The 20249-nt window shown below is 51.1% G+C and carries 18 protein-coding genes, 1 riboswitch and 1 other annotated feature; of the genes, 6 read left to right on the top strand and 12 right to left on the bottom strand.

The window, feature by feature from the left end:
* Nucleotides 1–3: 3 nt before the first annotated feature.
* Entirely contained in the window at nucleotides 4–879 is an 876-nt protein-coding gene (locus QOX44_RS05070; RefSeq protein WP_283681785.1) for a YitT family protein, read from the bottom strand.
* Between the two features lie 254 nt (nucleotides 880–1133).
* Between QOX44_RS05070 and QOX44_RS05065 the strand changes: the two genes are divergently transcribed.
* The 5 genes from QOX44_RS05065 to folK all read left to right on the top strand — a co-directional run bounded on the left by QOX44_RS05065 (nucleotide 1134) and on the right by folK (nucleotide 5759).
* Nucleotides 1134–2597 carry a phospholipase D family protein gene (locus QOX44_RS05065; protein WP_283681783.1) on the top strand — a complete coding sequence of 488 codons (1464 nt, stop codon included), beginning with the start codon at nucleotides 1134–1136 and terminating at the stop codon, nucleotides 2595–2597.
* 94 nt (nucleotides 2598–2691) lie between these two features.
* Nucleotides 2692–2796, top strand: a riboswitch (THF riboswitch).
* Nucleotides 2797–2905: 109 nt separating this feature from the next.
* A complete protein-coding gene (folE, locus tag QOX44_RS05060) occupies nucleotides 2906–3460 on the top strand; it encodes a GTP cyclohydrolase I FolE (protein ID WP_283681781.1) in 555 nt (184 codons plus the stop codon).
* A complete protein-coding gene (locus tag QOX44_RS05055) occupies nucleotides 3457–3987 on the top strand; it encodes an HD domain-containing protein (RefSeq protein ID WP_283681779.1) in 531 nt (176 codons plus the stop codon). The genes folE and QOX44_RS05055 overlap by 4 nt, the downstream gene beginning before the upstream one ends.
* An 81-nt stretch (nucleotides 3988–4068) precedes the next feature.
* Nucleotides 4069–4875, top strand: a complete 807-nt coding sequence (gene folP / locus QOX44_RS05050; protein WP_283681778.1) for a dihydropteroate synthase — start codon at nucleotides 4069–4071, stop codon at nucleotides 4873–4875.
* Between the two features lie 68 nt (nucleotides 4876–4943).
* Nucleotides 4944–5759 (top strand): 2-amino-4-hydroxy-6-hydroxymethyldihydropteridine diphosphokinase, encoded by an 816-nt coding sequence (folK, locus tag QOX44_RS05045; RefSeq protein ID WP_283681777.1) that lies wholly within the window; start codon nucleotides 4944–4946, stop codon nucleotides 5757–5759.
* A 27-nt stretch (nucleotides 5760–5786) separates the two neighbouring features.
* Here the strand turns inward: folK and QOX44_RS05040 are convergent, their stop codons facing one another.
* The 10 genes from QOX44_RS05040 to QOX44_RS04995 all read right to left on the bottom strand — a co-directional run bounded on the left by QOX44_RS05040 (nucleotide 5787) and on the right by QOX44_RS04995 (nucleotide 18346).
* Nucleotides 5787–7061, bottom strand: coding sequence for a chloride channel protein (locus QOX44_RS05040; RefSeq protein ID WP_283681775.1), 1275 nt, complete (start codon nucleotides 7059–7061; stop codon nucleotides 5787–5789).
* Nucleotides 7062–7168: 107 nt separating this feature from the next.
* The gene (locus tag QOX44_RS05035) at nucleotides 7169–8143 is read right to left on the bottom strand and encodes a putative ABC transporter permease (protein WP_283681772.1); all 975 of its coding nucleotides are present in this window, start codon (nucleotides 8141–8143) and stop codon (nucleotides 7169–7171) included.
* Between the two features lie 53 nt (nucleotides 8144–8196).
* Nucleotides 8197–9717 (bottom strand): ATP-binding cassette domain-containing protein, encoded by a 1521-nt coding sequence (locus QOX44_RS05030; protein WP_283681770.1) that lies wholly within the window; start codon nucleotides 9715–9717, stop codon nucleotides 8197–8199.
* Nucleotides 9714–10754 (bottom strand): sensor histidine kinase, encoded by a 1041-nt coding sequence (locus QOX44_RS05025; RefSeq protein ID WP_283681935.1) that lies wholly within the window; start codon nucleotides 10752–10754, stop codon nucleotides 9714–9716. Before QOX44_RS05025 ends, QOX44_RS05030 begins: the two co-directional genes overlap by 4 nt.
* Nucleotides 10755–10805: 51 nt before the next feature.
* Entirely contained in the window at nucleotides 10806–12476 is a 1671-nt protein-coding gene (locus tag QOX44_RS05020; protein ID WP_283681768.1) for a response regulator, read from the bottom strand.
* Nucleotides 12477–12568: 92 nt separating this feature from the next.
* The gene (locus QOX44_RS05015) at nucleotides 12569–13597 is read right to left on the bottom strand and encodes an ABC transporter substrate-binding protein (RefSeq protein ID WP_283681766.1); all 1029 of its coding nucleotides are present in this window, start codon (nucleotides 13595–13597) and stop codon (nucleotides 12569–12571) included.
* A gap of 57 nt (nucleotides 13598–13654) precedes the next feature.
* Nucleotides 13655–14674: an ABC transporter permease gene (locus QOX44_RS05010; protein WP_283681764.1), complete on the bottom strand. Its 1020-nt coding sequence runs from the start codon at nucleotides 14672–14674 to the stop codon at nucleotides 13655–13657.
* A gap of 16 nt (nucleotides 14675–14690) precedes the next feature.
* The gene (locus QOX44_RS05005) at nucleotides 14691–16202 is read right to left on the bottom strand and encodes a sugar ABC transporter ATP-binding protein (RefSeq protein ID WP_283681762.1); all 1512 of its coding nucleotides are present in this window, start codon (nucleotides 16200–16202) and stop codon (nucleotides 14691–14693) included.
* Nucleotides 16203–16442: 240 nt separating this feature from the next.
* A complete protein-coding gene (locus QOX44_RS05000; RefSeq protein ID WP_283681760.1) occupies nucleotides 16443–17399 on the bottom strand; it encodes a bile acid:sodium symporter family protein in 957 nt (318 codons plus the stop codon).
* Nucleotides 17400–17477: 78 nt separating this feature from the next.
* Nucleotides 17478–17721 (bottom strand) — a binding site (T-box leader).
* 55 nt (nucleotides 17722–17776) lie between these two features.
* Nucleotides 17777–18346: a GNAT family N-acetyltransferase gene (locus QOX44_RS04995; protein WP_331488322.1), complete on the bottom strand. Its 570-nt coding sequence runs from the start codon at nucleotides 18344–18346 to the stop codon at nucleotides 17777–17779.
* Between the two features lie 138 nt (nucleotides 18347–18484).
* Between QOX44_RS04995 and QOX44_RS04990 the strand changes: the two genes are divergently transcribed.
* Nucleotides 18485–19306 (top strand): Cof-type HAD-IIB family hydrolase, encoded by an 822-nt coding sequence (locus tag QOX44_RS04990; protein WP_283681759.1) that lies wholly within the window; start codon nucleotides 18485–18487, stop codon nucleotides 19304–19306.
* Between the two features lie 34 nt (nucleotides 19307–19340).
* On the opposite strand, the gene QOX44_RS04985 is transcribed toward QOX44_RS04990, so the two are convergent.
* Nucleotides 19341–20195 (bottom strand): NifB/NifX family molybdenum-iron cluster-binding protein, encoded by an 855-nt coding sequence (locus QOX44_RS04985; RefSeq protein ID WP_283681757.1) that lies wholly within the window; start codon nucleotides 20193–20195, stop codon nucleotides 19341–19343.
* Nucleotides 20196–20249 lie beyond the last annotated feature (54 nt).

The raw sequence follows: 20249 nt of genomic DNA, 5'->3' as shown, positions 1-20249 counted from the left end.
CGCTTACCGGTACTTCTTTTTCTTGGAAAATCCGCGTCCGCGCACCTCGCTGACGCGGCTTACCACCATCAGACTGTCCGGATCGATGTCATGAACGATCTTCTCAATCTGCGGAAGCTCCCGGTTGGAGATCACGCTGAAGACCATCTGCGTCTGCTTGCCAAGATAACCGCTCTCGGCATTCAGCATCGTCACACCGCGGTCCAGCCCCTGCAGGATTTCCTGCCGGATCTTTTCATGGTACTTGCTCACTATTTTCACTTCTGTCCTCGTCGTTCCGATCAGAAGCAGCTTATCCAGAACAAACGTATAGATCACTACCAGAAGGACCCCGTACAGGACCTTCTCCGGCGGGTTGTATACCGCCTGCAGCAAAAGGATCACACAGTCAAACAGATACAGCCCGACAGAGACCGGTATCCGAAAATAATGGTTCAGCACCAGAGGGGGGATATCCATACCTCCTGTAGACGCTCCTGCCCGGATCACCAGCCCGAGCCCCACGCCGATGCCAAGACCGGAAAATACGGTACACAGCCAAAGATCCTTTGTCAGAATCATCTCTCCCAGCAGCAGATCCAATATCTCCAGCGCTGCCGGATATGCAAACGTACTGATCACTGTCGTCACCGCAAATTTTTTCCCGAGTATCGCGAGTCCCAAAAGCAGCATGACAATATTAAATGCAAGCACAAAATAAGAGACGGGACATCCAAACGCATGCTGGACCGCCAGAGCGATCCCCGTAGTCCCGCCGGTCATCAGATCCGCAGGCATCAAAAAAAGCTTGACCGTCAGCGCATACAGAATATTGCCCAGTATGACCAGCAGAAGCGAAAACCATTTTCGTGTTGCAAAAAAGCTGTTTTCCTTTCCCATAACCTTTTCTCCTTCTTACCCCGCGTCACTACCACTGCGCTTCTTTTTCGCTTTATCACAGTAATTTTCCCCATGACGCAAAACACGTCTGTCAGGAACTTAGTCCCGACAGACGTGCATTCAGGTTTTCCCTGATACTTTTTTATTTTACTATATCATTTTAAAAATAGCAATACGTATTTCATGTCCAAATAGGTACTTGCAAATATGTGATAATGTTATATAATACTTAGAAATATCTGGAGGTGTCTTACTTGAAACAAAAACAATCATCCCAACCACAGACCGGGCAGACGCAGAAGAAAAAAAGCAGGACCTGCCGCAGGGCCATTCTTGTGTTTCTCCTGCTTTTCTTTTTATATCTCGGCATCGGTGCGATCGCACCTTTTACGAAACAGCCCGAGGTATCGGAGTCGACAAAGGCAGCCTTTGATCCCAGTGATTACTACGGCTCGGGATACGGTCCGGACCGTGCGCGTATCATAGAAAATAACGGGGAAGCGCTGGATACGAGACTTCAGATGATCCGCCACGCAAAGGAGCGCATCATCATGTCTACCTTTGACTTCCGCACAGACGAAGCGGGAAAGGATCTCCTTGCTCTGCTTTTGGACGCTGCGGACCGCGGCGTGTCAGTAGAGATCTTTGCTGACGGTTTTAATTCCTGGATACGGATGGAGGGAAATGAATACTTTTATGCCCTCTCCTCTCATCCAAATGTAAAAATCATCCTTTATAATAAGATCAATCCGCTCAGGCCGTGGACAATCATGGGCCGCATGCATGACAAATATCTGATCATTGATGATACTGCCTACCTGCTGGGCGGCCGCAATGCATTCGGCTACTTTCTGGGTGATTACAAAGGACATAAAAATTATGACTGGGATGTCCTCGTCTACAACACAGGCTCAAAAGACAGTTCCCTGTATCAGGTTCTTTCTTATTATAAAGCCATTACTGCGCAAAAATGCTGCTCTATCTTCCATGATAAAGCTTCTCTTGCAGAACGCTCTTCTGTGCAGGAAGCGGCAGACGAGCTCCGAAGCCGCGCTGCTGATCTGATGGAGAAAAAGCCTGGTGTCTTTGAAAACGAGTACGATTACGCAGGAAAGACAGAGAAAACGCACAAAATATCGCTCCTGCACAATCCAACCCATATCTTCGCCAAGGAGCCTGTCGTTTTTTATCAGCTCATGGAGCTGGCAAAGGCTGCAAAGGAGCGTGTGACGATCCATACGCCCTACGCCGTCTGCAATGACATGATGTATGAAGCCTTTACACAGCTTGGCGATAAGGCAGAGATCATGTTCAACTCCGCTGCAAATAATGGAAATCTCTTTGCTGCGGTTGACTATCTGCGGCAGAAACAGCGGCTGCTCGATACCGGCATGACGATCATGGAGTACGAGGGCGGCGTCTCCTACCATGGCAAGACTATGGCGATCGATGACGAGCTGGCGATTGTCGGATCCTTTAATATGGACATGCGGAGCACTTACATTGATACGGAGCTGATGCTTGTTATCCACAGCGAAGAGGTGACCCGCGATCTGCGTGAAAAAATGAACGAATACGAGCAGTACTCTGCCATAGCGGATACGGTCGATACATACCTGCCCTCCAAGCTGGAGAAAATGAAGGAGCTTCCCTTCAAAAAGAAGGCGGTGCGCACCTGCTTCGGATGGCTGATGGATCAAGTCCGTTTCCTGTTCTGATCTGCCGTTTTTTCTGTTTCCTGTAAAATTTTTCTGGAATAGCACTGGTATATTGATATCAGAAGTGCTATACTGTCAGCACAGATAAATAATATGCAAAATAGGACCTCATGCGTTAAGTGTTTTGTGAATGGGGAGTTGTCACAGAAACGAAAAACTGCCGCCGGCAGTTTACGATATGAAGTCCGCACCCGTTGCAACATAAGATGATTACATCTCGATTGTGAAGGGATATTATTATTTATTCCGAGATTTCATTCACGTCGGGATGTTTTTTTGTTGCCAGCATACAAAGGAGGTACAAAAATATGGACTACGAAAAAATCAAAGAAGGCGTCCGCCTGATGCTCGAAGGCATCGGCGAGGACATTACGCGGGAAGGACTTCTGGAAACGCCGGACCGCATCGCCCGCATGTGCAGCCAGATCTACGGCGGACTGACTGAGGATGCAGGGGAACACCTGCGCAAGCAGTTTCACGCCACCTCAAACAATATCGTGCTCGAAAAGGATATTACCTTTTACTCCGTATGCGAGCATCATCTACTCCCCTTCTACGGAAAAGCACACGTCGCATATATCCCAAAAGATCATGTCGCAGGTCTCAGCAAGCTCGCACGGACGGTAGAGGTCTTTGCCCGCCGCCCGCAGATCCAGGAAAACATGACTGCCCAGATCGCAGATGCTCTGGAGACACATTTAGATCCAAAGGGCGTGATGGTCATGATCGAAGCAGAGCATATGTGCATGACTATGCGCGGCGTTCAAAAACCCGGTTCCAAAACAGTGACTACCATCGTCCGCGGCGCCTTTGCAGAAGATGTTTCTCTGCAGCAGACCTTCTATCAGATGGTAAAAGCATGATGAGAGAGTCTGACATGCACGACACGGACCGCGCAGACCGCATCTGGCGCCATCCCGTTTATCAGGAACACTTTTTGCAGCTGCAAAAGGCCGAACACACACGGGAATTCTGCCGCCATACACTGGCACATTTTCTCGATGTAGCAAGGATCGCCCATATATGGAACCTCGAGTACGGTCTTGGGATCCCGAAGGATATTCTGTACGCCGCAGCGCTGCTCCACGATATCGGCAGGTATCTGCAGCTTTCAGAAGGAATCCCGCACGATCAGGCCAGCGCTTCTCTGTGCGCCCGGATCATGCCGGAATGCGGCTTTACACCAGAAGAGATCCTGCGCGTGCAAAATGCCATTTTGCACCACAGAGGGCACAGCCCCGGCAGCAGCCTGGAAACGTCCGCTTCACAGGATCCGCTTTTTGAATGTCTCAGGCGCGCAGACAAGCGTTCCAGAAACTGCTTCGACTGCCCTGCCGCGCGCGAGTGCAACTGGCCTGCCGACAGGAGAATGCACGGGATCTGCACATAGCGCGCTCCTTAAAAGAACCCGCCGGAAAAACACAGCAGTACATACAATACCTGTTTATCAGCAGAAATGGAGGCATCTGATATGATCATTGGAAACAGAACCTTTGACACAGAACATAAATGCTATATCATGGGCATCTTAAACGTAACCCCGGATTCCTTTTCAGACGGAGGCCGGTTCAATACTCTGGATGCCGCTCTGCGCCATGCGCAGGAGATGATCGCAGACGGCGCAGATATCATTGACATTGGCGGTGAATCCACACGCCCCGGTCATCAGGTGATCACCGATGAGGAGGAGATCGCCCGTGTAAGTCCGGTCATCGAGGCTGTCAAGGCACGCTTCGATATCCCTGTCTCAGTGGATACCTACAAGGGCGCTGTCACAGAGGCTGCTCTGCAGGCAGGCGCAGACCTCGTCAATGATATCTGGGGCTTTTTGCACGACGGGCGGGTGGCACAGCTTACCGCAAAATACAATGCCGCATGCTGCCTGATGCACAACCGGAAGGAAGCCGTATATGATGATTTTTTAACAGACGTGCTTTCCGATCTCAAAAAATGTGTGCGCAGCGCAAAAGAAGCCGGCGTCCCGGACGATAAGATCATCCTGGATCCCGGAGTCGGCTTCGGAAAGACGCTGGAGATGAACCTTTCGATCACGCACCACGTTGATCAGCTTCGCAGTCTGGGCTATCCGGTTTTGCTTGGCACCTCGCGCAAGTCCATGATCGGTCTGACGCTGGACCTGCCCTCCGATCAGCGGCTGGAGGGGACGCTTGCCACAACCGTCATCGGCGTGATGAAGGGATGTTCCTTCGTGCGCGTCCATGATGTAAAGGAAAACCGCCGCGTCATCCAAATGACAGAAGCCATTCTCGCAAAATAATACCATACAAAACAGCCGCCTCACAGAGGCGGCACAGTCAGATATTTCTTTCTTACAGCAGGTGAATTATGGATAAAATTACAATACAAAATCTGGAAGTCTTTGCAAATCATGGAGTCTTCCCGGAAGAAAATGTACTCGGACAGAAATTTATCATCTCAGCCGTCCTGTATACGGATATCCGCAAAGCCGGATGGACCGACGAGCTGGAGTATTCCACACATTACGGAGAGGTCAGCCATTTTATCGAAACATTCGTAAAAGCCCATACCTTTAAGCTCATCGAAAGCGTCGTCCATCAGCTGGCACAGGAGATCCTTCTGTCCTTCCCACTGGTTGAGCAGATCGATCTTGAGATAAAAAAGCCCTGGGCGCCCATAGGGCTTCCGCTGGATACGGTCAGCGTAAGCGTCCACCGCGGCTGGCACACGGCTTATATCGCGCTCGGCTCCAATATGGGAGATAAAAAAGCATACCTCGACACTGCCGTAGAAATGCTGCGGGTCAACAGATACTGTCAGGTAGGCCGCGTTGCAGATTATCTCGTTACCAAGCCGTACGGAGGAGTGGAACAGGATGATTTTCTCAACAGCGCGCTTGAGCTGCGCACGCTCCTCTCACCGGAAGAGCTGCTCGATACACTCCATGCCATCGAGCAGGAGGCCGGACGCGAACGTCTGATCCACTGGGGTCCCCGGACGCTGGATCTTGATATCCTTTTGTATGATGATCTCGTACTCGATACAGAGGATCCGCATATCCCGCACATCGAGCTGCACAAGCGTGACTTTGTGCTGATCCCGCTGTGCGAGATCGCGCCGTACCGCAGACACCCGCTTTTACACAAAACAATGACAGAGCTGCTCGATGCACTCCGTCAGTAAAGGCCGGACACCGTCAGCTCTGTCTTTTTATTTCGTATGATCATTGACATATTTAGCCTTGTATTTGGAGTAGACGATCCTCTGCTCCTTATACAGGCTGTAATGTCCGGAAAACGCATAGCTCACCGCCACAGCGATCAGGAAAAACGACTCTCCCTGAAATCCAAACAGCTCAAATGCAATTAAAATAGAAGTGATCGGGCAGTTTGTTGCCCCGCAGAATACCGAGATCATCCCCACAGCGGCACAAAGCGAGGGGGAAAGTCCCACCGCCTGTCCCATCAGACAGCCAAATGTGGCTCCCACACAGAATGCAGGCACGATCTCTCCGCCCTTAAACCCGGCTTTCATCGTGATCGCCGTCAAGAGGATCTTCCACAGAAAATCAAAATATCTCACCTCTCCATGCTCTACCGCCCGCTGGATCAGACCGGTCCCGGCACCCATATACTCCTGTGTTCCCAAAAGCAGCGTGATCCCGACGATCAGTACCGACGCTGCCACCACTCTCTGATAAGGATTGGCAAGATACCGCGCATAAAGCTTCCCGACATACTTAAGCACCATGCAAAAAACCATGCTTATCACGGCACATCCGATCGCCACCACGACCATCTTCATCCCCGCCTCTACCGTAAATTCCGGGATGCTCATGATATGAAACGCCTCTGCATGGACACCGAGCGCTGCCGCGATCTGCGCAGCAATCAAAGAAGCGATCACACTCGGCATCAGCGCTGCATAATACATGACGCCGACGCTCGTCACCTCCAGAGAGAAAATAGCGGCAGCCATAGGAGTGCCAAACAGCGCCGCAAACGCCGCGCTCATACCGCACATGACGATCATATGCCGGTCAGCCTCATCCAGGTGGATCCATTTGCCGATCTGATTCGCAATACTTCCTCCAAGCTGAAGCGCCGCTCCCTCTCTTCCCGCCGAACCGCCGCCCAGATGCGTCAGTGAGGTAGAAATAAAAATCAGCGGTGCGCTGCGAAACAGCACATCATCCGCAGAGCGGATCGTCGCCAGCACCTGATTCGTCCCTCCGTCATTTTGTCCGAATTTCCGGTATAAAAATACAATACATACGCCGAAAACAGGCAGCAGCAGGCATATGTTCGCATGTGCTCCCCGAAATCCGGTCACTGCCGTCAGCGCCCAGGAAAATACGCTGCTCGAAACGCCGACGACACAGCCAGTCACTATGCCCAGCAGGATCCACATCCCCAGCTGCCGGACCTCCTCGCTGATCCGCTCTACCTCTGTTCCATCGCCTTCTCCCTGCCAGTCCTTTTTCATACTCTCATCCCTCTTTTTCCTCATCTCATACTCTTTCCGCGTGTTCTCCGGCCTGTCGCCTGTATCTCCTGCTTTATATTTCCGCTTTTGCCGCCCCCTGTGCCGGCCTATTTCCTTTTGCGTTCTCTGCGCTGCCTCCGGTGCTCCTTCAGCCTGTCAAACTGCTTCTCATACCGGCGCGGCTTCATAGTCGGAAACGCGTCCAGCAGTCGTCTGCTCACAGGAGGGAGATTCTCTGCCAGCTCCTGATAGCGTGCCCGCAGCTCCTGATACTTTTCACCCAGCGTATCCGTATACTGCTCCACCCTCTGTCTGGCTTCTTCCACCGTACGCTCTCTCCTCTGGCGCACCTCTTCTACCGCGCGCTCCGTCCTCTGACGCATTTCCTCTGTTGCGCGCTCTGTCCTCTGACGCATTTCCTCTGTTGCATCCTCCGCTTTCTGACGGATCACCTCTGCCCGCGTCTTCACACGGTCCTGAAGCTCCACACCCTCCATGGTATTTTTGTAGATATTTTCTCCGAGCTGATCGGAGATCCGGTGAAGCTCCTGCGCGATCGCCTCCATATGCGCCAGTCTGCGGTTGAATTTGAGGATCCCTGTCACCGTCACATACAGATCAGACACCAGCACAAAGCCAAAAACCGCAAGTATCGTCCAGCCAAGCCAGACCGGGACAAAGGAGACCATCCACCGGACAAACGGATGCACCCAGTGTACGATCGCCACGCACGCCACACCCCAGATCACAGAAAAAAGCAGGCAGACATGCCCGCCGATATTCAGCGGCATCCCCGTATAATCCCACCATCTGTGATGAAACAGCTTTTCCAGCAGATACCCTGTCACGCCTTCCAGCACGGTCACAAGCAGCACAGACCAGAGGTACAGTACAAGTATCTGATCCTTATACGGCATCAGAAGGCTCACAACGACGGTGACGCCAATCCCGTAGATCGGACAGATCGGACCGTTCAAAAATCCTCTGTTCACAAATTTTCTCTCTTTTACCGCTGCAAAGGCTACCTCTGTGCACCATCCGAAAAAACCGTATATAAAAAAATTCAGCAGTATCTCATACATATTCCTACCTCCGTTTTCTCCTTCTGCAGTCATTTGTATCTTCGTCAGATATTCTAACAGATTTTTTCCGGAATTTCCACCGATCCAGTATATTCCGGACTGCCATACAAATGCGTCCACGGAACCTTTGCTGAGATTGTATCGAACCTCTCCCGGGGAATCTGCGTCTGCGTTCCGCCCTTCTCCAGAATGAGAAGGCGGTCTGCAAGCGCAAGTGAGTCGGACAGGCTGACTGAAACGATCACCACCGCGATCCCCTGATCCAAAAGCATTTCCAGCATACTCCACACAAACATCCGGTGCGCCACATCGGCGCCCTGAAAGGGATGAATACAAAATACTACCCGGGGCTTTTGCAAAAGGACTCTCGTATAGATCATCTGATATTTCTGCTTTTCACTCAGCTCCTCCACGGGAAGGTCAAACACCTCTTCACCAAGATATCCGGCATATTCTTTTCTGATATTCCTTCGTATTTTTCTGCCTGCCCAGAGAAACGGCATTCTCCTTGCCAGACACATGCACAGATTTTCCATATAAGACAGCTCCGGGAAAATCATCGTTCTCGCAGCCAGCTCTGAGACAACAGCCACGCGGCAATCCGCGGGCACGCAGCGTATGCGGCGCTCCCCCATCTTTATCTGTGTATCTCCCATCGGACATCTGCCGGTCAAAATATCTGTAATATGTCCAAACTGTCCATTTTCTGCCGCCTGCACCACGAGGCATTCGCCCTGATATACCTCAAAAGAACAGCCGCTGTTTTCCTGCACTGCAGGCTCCTGCCAGACCAGAACCGGCTCTCTGTGCTTTTCAACCCGGCTCTTTTCCCGGTGGCAGCGTACCATCATCCAGTACTCATCCGGACAAATCCGCATAATCTCTGCTTCCATCTCGTCTTTTCCCGTGATCTTTTGTATCCTGCCGTTTGACAGCCGCGCCACCCTGTCACAGATTCTGGCTATTTCCTCCAGGTGAGAGCAGATATACAAGAAGGTAAAGCCCTGCCCGGCATAATGGCGGATGATCTCATGAAGCTTTCCAAGCTCCTCATAGCTGATCAGAGCGCCGATCTCGCTTAAGACGATCAGCCGGTTTCCGAGGATGACTGCCCGCAAAAGCTCTACAACAACGCGTTCAAAGACTGTCAGCTCCTCCACATAGCGGCTGCCTGGAATATCCATTCCGATATCCTCCATAAAGGGCTGCATCTGCTGCCGGAGCAGTCTGGAACGGATGATCTCCTGGTGGAACCCCTGGCGCAGCACAAAAATATTGTCTGTCACAGTCATCCGTTCGACCAGCGAGCTCTTTGCCTGAATGACGCTGATCCGGTTGTACGGCCTGCACGGCCCCATCCAGGAATTCACTTTTTCCCCGCAGTAATATACATATCCGTCATGCAGAGAAAGATTGCTGCGCAAAAGCTTCAAAAAAGAGGACAGGCCGTGATTGTTGAGCGGGACCATGCCCATGATCTCCCCCTGACAGATCTGCAGATGAAAATCCTGCAGCATTACCACTCCATTTTCTATATAAGTCACACGCTCCATGCGAAAAATCTCCTGCTTCATGACAGTACGCTCCGATTTCTGACCTGACGGTCGCTGGATGTGACAGGAAGCGTGATCTCCACATCTGTTCCGCTTCCCTGTACCGAATATACATGCATGCCGTATTCATCGCCAAACAGCAGATGGATCCGGTTATTGACATTTTCCAGTGCGATACCTCCGCCTGCATCCTCGGAGGCAAACGCATCCGGACTCTTCCCAAGCTTATGATTCAGGCGGGCAAGCGTCTCTTCATCCATCCCTACCCCGTCATCACAGATCCTGATCAGCAGCCGATCCTGCGTACATTCAAAATGAATATAGAGATTTCCCGCACCCAGCTTCAGCTCCGTGCCATGGATAATACTGTTCTCCAGCACAGGCTGCAGCGTAAGCTTTGGGATCCTGCAGTTCATGATCGTATCGAAATCCTCTGGCTCATACTCTATATGCAGATTCAGTCGGTCACCGAAACGGTATTTCTGGATCCCAAAATACGTTTCACAGTTATCCAGCTCTTCCTCCACAGATACCAGATTTTCTACCTTTGTGATCGTATAGCGAAAAAACTTTGCCAGTGCTTCTGTCATATCTGCCACACTGTCAAGCCCTGCGATCAATGCCTCGCCGCGGATGCTCTCCAGTGTATTGTACAGAAAATGAGGATTGATCTGATTCTGAAGCGCCAGATACTGCGCCTGACGCTTATTCAGATCGATCCTCTGCGGTGACCGCAGGATCTGCGCCACAGACTGCATCTGGAGCTGCAAAGACGGCGTGAGGACTGCCTGCTCCATCTCCTCACTTTCTGAGAAAATATATCCTTCGATAAAATGGCGGATCATCTTTTCTGATCTGAGATACGGGACAACAACCCCAAACCACAGCGCCGGCAGAAAAAGAAGCGCAAGCACTGTCATTATGACTGCCGGCCACACAGGGGCCTTCCCAAAAAGCGCGAGGACAGACTGTAAAAGCGCGGTCAGCACAAACACTGCCCACGCTGCAAACAGCAGAAGCAGCGCCCGGTTAGAAATATATTTTAATCTCTGTCTGATCTTCACCAAAACCTCTCCTTTATGATCTGCATTTCTTTGCAGCCGCCTGCCTTACCCATACAGCTTTCGGTACGTGGAAGGCTTCACACCGGCTGCCTTTTCAAACGTATGTGTAAAATGCTTCAGATCATTATAGCCCACCTTGCGGCACACCTCTGATGTGGGAAGGTTCGATTCACGCAGCAGCAGCTTTGCCTGCTCCATGCGCACACGGATCAGATATCGGGCAAAGCCCTCCCCCTGCGTCTTTTTAAACAGTGTACTAAAATACGCAGGACTAAGTCCCACTGCGTCGCTGACCTCCTCCAGCGTGATCTGCTCGCTGAAATGATCCTGGATATATTGCTTTGCCTTTCTCACCGGGCGCACTGTCTCATTTTCGTGCCGGTCGATCAACGTCCGCAGATGCTCTCTTTGAAACGCGGCAAATGCGTCAAATACTTCTTCTATACTGCTGCGCCGTTCGCACTGCGCGTGAAACTGCTCCAGGGCGGCGCTGCGGTCCGAAAGCTGTACCCGCGCAGCAAAAAGATCCGCAGCCGCATAGACCAGATTGATGATCTCGCTGCCCCTCACATCCGGTACACTGCGCACAGCCATCAGAAGCTTTTTTGCGCCCTCCTCTGCGGGAGCCGGGTCCAGCACCTCTGCTGCTGCAGTCACATCACTCAGATACGTGTCCAGGAGATTTTTCCAAAATGGCAGCTTCCTTGTCCCCTGGCGCTCCAGAAGCCTCCCGGTCCCTCTCACCAGGCGTTCCCAGATCAGCTCTTCTGCCTCCCGAAAAGACTCTCTGATGTCTTCGCACCGTGTTTTTTCACCGCCCAGCGATGCAGAAAAGGCCACGGGCTGAAACAGGTTTTTCTGCGTCTCCAGCGTACCAAGACAGTTTTTTAATGCTCTTCGTATCTCCTTCTGATCCTGTCTGCGGTAATTCATCACACCGACCGCCTGATAACCGCGCACTGCCAGCACAAATTCCAGACACTTATCACGCAGTCCGCGCTCCAGAAAGCCCCTGGCCTTTTCCATCATGATCTGTGCAGATGCTTCACTCATCGTCTGCGTTCCAGAATCCATATGCAGCAAAAATACCTGAAACAGCCCCTCCTGCACCCTCAGATGGTAGCGCTCCTGCAGGATCTCTCCTGACAGACTCAGTCCCTCCTTATCCTGAAGGTCAAAGATCAGGCTTTGTCGCAGCTGCTCATCATCCTGCTGCGCCCTTCTTAAAAGCTCCTTGCGGTCCTGCTCCGATTCCTTTCTTCTGGATATCCTCCCGGACAGCTTTTGCAGCGTAGAATTCAGCTCTGCTTTGCTGATCGGTTTCAGAAGATAATCTCCCACGCCGAACTTGATCGCCTGCTGCGCATATTCAAAATGTGCGTATCCACTGATAATGATGATCTCAATCTCCGGCTGACTGCGCTTGACCTGCTCTACGAGCTCCAGCCCGCTGCATCCGGGCATACGGATATCCGTGATCAGAATATCCGGTTTCACCTGCTCCACGATCTCACATGCCTCTACGCCGTTGTGCGCCACGGCCGCTATTTCAAGCCCCAGCGTCTCCCAGTCGATCAGCGCCTCGATCAGCCGGCAGATCCTCTCCTCATCATCTGCGATCACAACCTTCTGTATACTCATCGTCTCTTCTCCATCTACTGTCAATCCCTGTATTTCCTCTTCTATATTTTTACCACAATTTCTCGCAAACTTCAAGAAAACCGCCGGTTCTCCCGGCGGTCTTCCCCCGGCTGCTGGTCCGCAGCCTCTCACAGTTCAAAATGGTTATCACATACTTCTTTTAGCAGTTATTCAGCCTCTGTCTCCAGTGCTTCTGTCTCTGCTTCTTCTGCCGGAGCTTCTGTCTCTGCTTCCTCTGCCGGAGCTTCTGTTTCTGCTTCTTCTGCCGGAGCCTCAAGTGCTTCCTTTGTAAGTACAGATACGCCTGTGTCTGTCACTTCGCCGCCAAGCTCCTCGCCGCCGATCGCTCTCACTGCTGCCTTTACGCCTTCAGATCCCATTACGTCCGGGTTCTGAGCCATTGTGCAGTAAAGATATCCGTCAAGGATCAGATTCTGGATCGCATCTGATTTATCAAAGCCTGCACCGATGATATCTGCATTTCCAGAAGCCTTGATCGCATTTCCTGCACCTGTCGTGGATCCCTCGTTGCATCCGAAGATACCGACTACGCCCTGTGTAATGTAGTTCTCAGCAATGCTCTGTGATTTTGCAGCATCGCCTTCCCCGTACTGTGTCTCCATGATCTCAAACTCTGTTCCATCAAATGCTGCACGGAAGCCTTCCTCACGCTTTACCGTAGAGTCTGTAGCCGCATTTACATTAATGATACCGATCTTGCCCGATGTGATGCCCTTTGCCTCAAGAGCCTTGATCATCTCTTCGCCGGCTTTTGTGCCTGCTGCCTTGTTGTCTGTAGAGAAGGTCGCCTCTGCCTCAACATTTGCCGGGGAATCTACGTACACGATCTTGATGCCTGCATCAGCTGCCTCCTGCAGTGCAGAAGAGATCGCATCCGGTCCGTTTGCCGCAACCATAATCGCATTGTATCCGCCTGCTACTGCGTTGTTGACGCACTCGATCTGCTGCGCGTCATCCTTTGTATTCGGGGACATGAAATCCACCGTAACTCCAAGCTCCTCTGCCGCTGCCTGTGCGCCCTCGTTCAGAGTGATCCAGTGCTGGTCGATCGAATCCATTGTGATCAGAGCGATTTTTTCATCTCCTGTTGCCTTTACTTCTTCCGCACCTGCGGTAGCTGCCATAGATGCAACCATAGACAATGCACACGCTGCTGCTAACATTTTTCTTTTCATTTCAAAGTCCTCCTTAAAATTATATAGTTTTATGTAACCATCCGTAATTGCTACGGCTTAGTTCTTCTTTTTGCGCTTGCCGAACTGACCGTTTCGAACAACCACATCCAGCAGTACCGCTGCCACTACGATGACGCCGATCACTACTCTCTGGATACCAACCTGCGCGCCGATCATATTCAGACCATTCTCCAGTGTCTGCCATACTGCCGCACCTGCAAAGGTACCAAGCAGGATACCAGTTCCTCCAAGAGGAGATACTCCGCCGATCACGCCTGCGGCAACACCGTACATCTCATACATATTTCCTGCTTCCATATTTCCCATGCCGGCCTGTGCACAGAGGATCCAGCCCACCAGACACGCGCAGCCTGCGCTGACCAGATACGTCTTGATCGTGGTCGCTACCACGTTGACACCGGAGAGCTTTGCCGCCTCTACATTCGAACCGATCGCATAGATATGACGTCCCGTCCTTGTTTTAGAGAGCAGGAAGAAGAAGATCACAAATACGATCAAAGCGATCCAGAAAGTATTGTAAACGCCAAAGGTTTTTCCATAGTAAAAGAAGTTCTGGAAAGCATCTCCCGTCTCTTTTCCGACACCCGTCGCGATCGCATCTGTATTGCGGTTTCCGTTTACCATATAGGCAATTCCTCTTGCCACAAACATCGTACCCAGAGTGGCAATAAACGGCGGAAGCTTAAACTTTCCTACCAGATAGCCGTTGATCACGCCGATCACCAGACAGCACAGCAAAGTGATCAGGATTGCCGGTACCGGATGCATCCCGCCTACCATGAGCGTTGCTGTGATCATAGCGCTCATACCAGCCACAGAACCGATGGAAAGGTCGATATTTCCTGTGATAAGCACGTAGCTCTGCGCGATACCGATCAGCAGATATTTTGACATGGAGCGGAGCAGGTTCAGGATATTCTGCCCGGAAAATACTGCCGGATTGATCACGCCAAACGCTATATAAATAATGATCAGCCCCACAAACGCAGTAAGTGCCGCTCCCATCCCCCTGATTCCTAAAAGCTTTTTCAATGGGCTTTGCTGCTTATTATTCATTTCTCTTTTCCTCCCATCAACTCTTCTGGATATTTTTATTTTCAAATGCAGTCGCATATTTCAGGATCTCATTCTGTGTCGTCTCCTGCGCCAGAACCTCTCCTGTGATCCGTCCGTCGCACATGACCAGGATACGGTCTGCGATCCCCATGACCTCCGGCATCTCTGATGATACAAACAGGACGGCAATGCCCTGCTTTTTCAGCTCGTTCATCAGATTATAGATCTCTACCTTGGCCCCTACGTCAATCCCCCTCGTAGGCTCATCAAAAATGACGACTCTGGAATTTCTCGCAAGCCACTTGCCCACAACGACCTTCTGCTGATTTCCACCGGAAAGATTACCCGAATCAATCTCCACATTCGGCGTTTTTATCAGGAGATCCTTTACTGCCTTTTCACACAGTGCCTCCTCCTTTTTGCTGTTGATCACGCCAAATTGATTGCACACAAGATCCAGGTTCGGCAGCGCCAGATTCTGTCGGATACTCAGTTTTGTGCAAAGCCCGTCCTTCTTGCGGTCCTCCGGCGCCAGGACAACGCCGTTTTTGATCGCGTCCATCGGACAGGTGATCCTGACCGGCTTCCCATCCACATAGATCTCGCCGCTTTCCTTCGGATCTACTCCGAAGATCGCCCGCGTCGTCTCCGTTCTTCCGGCTCCCATCAGACCTGCAATACCTACGATCTCGCCCTCATACACAGAGAAATTGATATTGCGCACCATGCGCCCGGCATTTAAGTTTCTGACCTCAAAGACCTTCCTGCCCTTCGGACATGCCACCCTCGGAAATTTTTCCTTGATCTCACGTCCTACCATATTTGTGATAATAGTATCCATCGTCATCTCTGCAAAGCTGCCGCTCGTAATATACTGACCGTCACGCATGATCGTCACGCGATCTACGATATGCGCCAGCTCCTCCAGACGATGAGAAATATACACGATTCCGCAGCCGTCTGCTTTGAGCTTGCGGATGATCCGGAACAGATCCTCGATCTCCTTTGCCGTAAGCGCCGAGGTCGGCTCATCCATGATCAGTACCCTCGCATTGATCGAGAGCGCTTTTGCAATCTCCACCATCTGCTGCTTGGAAACCGGAAGCTCACCTACCATCTGATTCGGATCAATATCCATGTTCAGGTCATCGAGGATCCGTTTTGCCTCTTTTTGCATTGCCGAATTGTTCAGAGAAACTCTGCCCTTTACCTCTCTGCCCAGAAACATATTTTCCGTTACAGACAGGTGGCGGCACATATTCAGCTCCTGATGGATGATCGCCACTCCGACCTCCTGCGCCTGCTTCGGCGTCAGATTATCGTATTGCTTTCCAAAGATCTCCACGGTCCCCTCATCTCTGGTATAGACGCCGCTCAAAATCTTCATCAGCGTAGATTTTCCTGCGCCGTTCTCTCCCAGAAGCGCCATGACTTCACCGGAACGCAGCTCAAATTGTACATGATCCAGCGCCTTTACGCCGGGAAAGCTTTTGGTGATGTCCTTCATGGAGACAATGACTTCATTCATATGCCTTCCTCCCTTTCCTGTATAGCCGGGGAATACTCCGCTTATACAATTTTCACAAACATTTCTGATCTGTCTTTATTATAGCCCAGATCTTTTTTGTGCAAAAGAGGGGAGATTTTTTGTTTTATCGGGGATTTTTTATGCAAATCATAAAAAGAGCTGCCGCGGCAGCTCTTTTTATCCGTAATCCTTCTTATATTTAACCCTGCTGATATACCGGCGGGTCCCATCTTCGCAACCTTACCGCTTTGCGTCAGCCTTTTTTTCCGTCCATCTGCTGTAGATATTTGCCAGCACTGCACCGGAAATATTATGCCATACAGAAAAGACTGCGCCCGGGACAGTCGCCATAGCCAGCTCCGGGAATGCCGTGCCTGCCAGGGAGGTAGCCAGTCCGGAATTCTGCATACCGATCTCGATCGAGATTGCCTTTGTCTTTGGCACGCTTAAATGCAGCAGCCTTCCGATGCCGAAGCCGCAGGCATATCCCAGAAGATTGTGCAGGATCACGACAACAAATACAATAGCGCCTGTCGTCATGATCTTTTCGGAATTGTGGGACACGACAGCCGCAACGATCAGGCAGATCGCCACTACAGAAACAGACGGGAGAACACTCACCAGCTTCTGTGTAAATTTTCCAAAAAGCTTATTGATAATAAAGCCAAGCGCGATCGGCACGATCACTACCTTGATGATCGACAAAAACATGCTCACCGGATCTACCGTAACTGTCGTTCGCAGCAAAAGATAGGTGATCGCCGGCGTCAAAAATGGAGCCAGAAGCGTATTCACGCTTGTCATGCCGACAGACAGAGCCACGTCTCCCTTGGAAAGGTATGTGATAACATTGCTGGAGGTCCCTCCCGGACAGGTTCCCACCAGGATCACGCCTGCCAGAAGCGCCGGATCAAGCTGAAATACAGTGCCCAGCAGCCATGCCAGAAGCGGCATTACCGTAAACTGTGCCAGGCAGCCGATGATAATATCCTTCGGTCGGGTAAACACCAGCTTAAAGTCCTCCAGCTTCAGTGTCAGACCCATGCCAAACATCACAACCATGAGCAGATAATTCACCCAGGAGGTCTGTACCCACAGACAGGAGGACGGTACAAATAAGGCCAGGGCTGCGATCACCAGAACGATGAACGCCATGTACTTTCCAAAAAAGTCACTGATTTTCTCTAATACTTTCATTTCTCTTCTCTCCTTTGCAAAAATGTTAACCAGACACGAAACGCCGTCTCCCGGGCAACAAAAAAACCTCTGTCTCGATCAAGAGACAAAGGTTCTGTTCCTCTGCGGTACCACTCTTATTGCCGGCAAAGCCGACCACTCGCTCACATATCATAAAATATGGGATAAGATAACGATTATCAGTCGTTCAGACTTACCAGAGCAGCTCGTTCAGCCTGAAAGCTCAGAGGTGATCTTTACAGGATACTCCGGCTGCTTCGCACCATCCAGCAACTCTCTGACACTTCATATTCCTGCTACTTTTCCCCGTCAGCGCTATGTCTTTGTTATTTGTCCTTTACTCTAGCACCGCAGCAAAGCTTTGTCAAGAAGATTTTTTAAGAATTTTTGCGGACGGAATTTTTGCAGATTTCATCCGGATCTGCCAAAGCTGCCTCCTTTTCAAGCAGCCGCTCCATCGGCACATAAGCCAAGCAGCCATGCGCCTTCTCTTCTCCCGTCTTTTTGAATCCGTTTTTGGTCCAGAAGGCTTCGCTTTGCGGGTTGCCGCGGTCAATAGCCAGACGCAGCTTTCTGTATCCAAGCTGCGAAACATACTGTATGCACTCCTCCACCATCGCGCTGCCATAGCCTCTGCCCTGGAGCTTTGCATCTACCATGAAAAATCCGATATACGCGGTTTGTTCTTCTGGATAGTCCAGGATCAGATCCAGCACTGCGGCAAGAGCATCCCCTTCAAAAAATCCAAGATAGTATTTATCCGTCTGATCCTTCCCGGGCGGCAGCGCCCTCTGATCCTCTAAAATGCTCTCCTTCGTGACAAACGGAGGATGAAAACGGTAAAACTGCTCATTCCCGCTGCACAAAGAAAAAATCTGGTCTACATCTTCTTCGCCCAGCCGTCTGATCCTATACTGTGATGATAATCTTTCTATCTCAATATCCATACGTTTCCTCCACAGGCGCCCGCAGCGCCTTTCTATCTTTACAGCTGTATATTTTTTCCTGTATAATACACGCAGACATCCGTTCCCGATTGATGGATACGGGTCTCATACTTTCACAATCATACAAGGAGATTTCACATGAATACTTATCAGCTGATCGCTTTTGATATGGACGGTACACTGTTAAACAGCAAAAAACAGATCGCTCCGTCATCGCTGACCGCGATAGAACAGGCCCGGGCCGCCGGAAAGACGGTGATCCTGAGCACCGGACGCTGTCTTGCCGAGTTGTCCGAATACATGGACCAGATCCCGGGACTGCGCTATCTCGTATGCGCAAGCGGCGCTCTCGTGTACGACCTTTCCCGGCAGACCGCCCTTTTTTCTGAGCCGCTCCCGCCAAAGCAGGTCCGTAAGATCCTTGCTCTTGCTCAGGCAGAAAAGCCAATGATCCATATGCTTGCCCTGCGCTCCATTGTCGACCAAAATGATTTTGAGCATATGGAGGATTTTCATATGGAGATGTTCCGAAGCTTTTTTGAACAGGTCGCCGACAAATATCCCGGCCTCGCACAGTCTTACTGTGCAGATCCCTTTCCGATCAACAAGCTGAATCTCTATCATACGGACGCGGCTTCCTGTGCAAGGACCGAAGCGAGCCTGCGTGCTGCCGGCATAGACGCGACCATGGTATACGAGCAGGGAACCTCGATCGAGATCTCACCAAAAGGTATTTCAAAAGCGTCCGGTCTGGAACGCCTCTGCACGCATCTGGGGATCCCGGTTTCTCAGACAATTGCGGTCGGTGATTCCGAAAATGACTTTGAAATTTTAAAAAAAGCCGGATTTTCCATCGCAATGGGAAATGCAAGGCCCAATATAAAAGCCATCGCAGATGCAGTGGTATCCGACTGCGACCACGATGGCTGTGCAGAAGCGATCAGACAGTATTTGCTGTAAATCCCTTCCAGAATCCGGGAGCTGTTTTTCTGCCTTATTTTACTTCTACCAGTTCAATATGGAAATTCAGCTCTTTGCCTGCCATTTCATGGTTGGCATCAAAGGTAATGGTTTTTTCATCCTTTGCCACTACCTTTACAGGAAACGGCCGTCCCATCTGATCTGACAGATACACCTGCTGTCCTGCCTCCAGCCCCTCTGCGCCCGGAAGCTGCGCGATCTCTACGGTAAAGATGGCATTTGGATCCGGCATTCCGTACGCTTCCTCCGGCGTCAGATGAATATCCACACTCTGGCCGACCTCCATATCTGCCACTGCCGCATCAAAGCCGCGGATCATCTGGCCAACGCCGCAGATAAACTCCAGCGGTTCACCGCGGTCATAGGAGGAGTCAAACTGGCTTCCATCGTTGAACGTCCCTCTATAATGTGTGCGGCACGTTTTTCCGACATTCCGTCCGCTCATCGTCGGCTCCGGTCTGGAACCGCAGGAGCCTCCGCAGTGCCCGCCGCAGGAATGACCGTCTCCATGATCGCCGCAGCTATGTCCTTCTTCATGGTGATGGTCACAGTTCGCACCGGTCGATACCAGCTCGCCCTTCAGATATGCTTCTACAGCCTCATCCACATCTCCTTTTGCTCCGGCGCACAGCTCCACGCCTGCATCTGCAAGCGCAGCCTGCGCTCCGCCGCCGATACCGCCGCAGATCAGGACGTCTACGGACGCTTCTGCCAGAAGCCCTGCCAGAGCGCCGTGTCCCGTGCCATTGGAGCTGATCACCTCACTGGAGACCACCTTCTTATCTTCGACCTCATATACCTTAAAAAACTCTGTCTTTCCAAAATGCTGAAATACATTTCCGTTGTCATACGTTACTGCTATTTTCATTTTCTGTTCGTTCCTTTCCTTTCTTATATCTGCTGTTCATGAGATGCTGATTTC

The organism is Parablautia sp. Marseille-Q6255 (assembly GCF_951230155.1).
Taxonomy (GTDB): Bacteria; Bacillota; Clostridia; order Lachnospirales; family Lachnospiraceae; genus Choladousia.
This window is presented reverse-complemented; position numbering and strand designations above follow the sequence as displayed.

Coding starts and splice junctions, on each gene's coding strand:
- QOX44_RS05010 (WP_283681764.1), bottom strand. CDS start 14,674: ATGAATAATAAGCAGCAAAGCCCATTGAAAAAGCTTTTAGGAATCAGG.
- QOX44_RS05030 (WP_283681770.1), bottom strand. CDS start 9,717: ATGAAGCAGGAGATTTTTCGCATGGAGCGTGTGACTTATATAGAAAAT.
- QOX44_RS04990 (WP_283681759.1), top strand. CDS start 18,485: ATGAATACTTATCAGCTGATCGCTTTTGATATGGACGGTACACTGTTA.
- QOX44_RS05015 (WP_283681766.1), bottom strand. CDS start 13,597: ATGAAAAGAAAAATGTTAGCAGCAGCGTGTGCATTGTCTATGGTTGCA.
- QOX44_RS05055 (WP_283681779.1), top strand. CDS start 3,457: ATGATGAGAGAGTCTGACATGCACGACACGGACCGCGCAGACCGCATC.
- QOX44_RS05000 (WP_283681760.1), bottom strand. CDS start 17,399: ATGAAAGTATTAGAGAAAATCAGTGACTTTTTTGGAAAGTACATGGCG.
- QOX44_RS05035 (WP_283681772.1), bottom strand. CDS start 8,143: ATGTATGAGATACTGCTGAATTTTTTTATATACGGTTTTTTCGGATGG.
- QOX44_RS05070 (WP_283681785.1), bottom strand. CDS start 879: ATGGGAAAGGAAAACAGCTTTTTTGCAACACGAAAATGGTTTTCGCTT.
- QOX44_RS04985 (WP_283681757.1), bottom strand. CDS start 20,195: ATGAAAATAGCAGTAACGTATGACAACGGAAATGTATTTCAGCATTTT.
- folE (WP_283681781.1), top strand. CDS start 2,906: ATGGACTACGAAAAAATCAAAGAAGGCGTCCGCCTGATGCTCGAAGGC.
- QOX44_RS04995 (WP_331488322.1), bottom strand. CDS start 18,346: ATGGATATTGAGATAGAAAGATTATCATCACAGTATAGGATCAGACGG.
- folK (WP_283681777.1), top strand. CDS start 4,944: ATGGATAAAATTACAATACAAAATCTGGAAGTCTTTGCAAATCATGGA.
- QOX44_RS05005 (WP_283681762.1), bottom strand. CDS start 16,202: ATGAATGAAGTCATTGTCTCCATGAAGGACATCACCAAAAGCTTTCCC.
- folP (WP_283681778.1), top strand. CDS start 4,069: ATGATCATTGGAAACAGAACCTTTGACACAGAACATAAATGCTATATC.
- QOX44_RS05040 (WP_283681775.1), bottom strand. CDS start 7,061: ATGAAAAAGGACTGGCAGGGAGAAGGCGATGGAACAGAGGTAGAGCGG.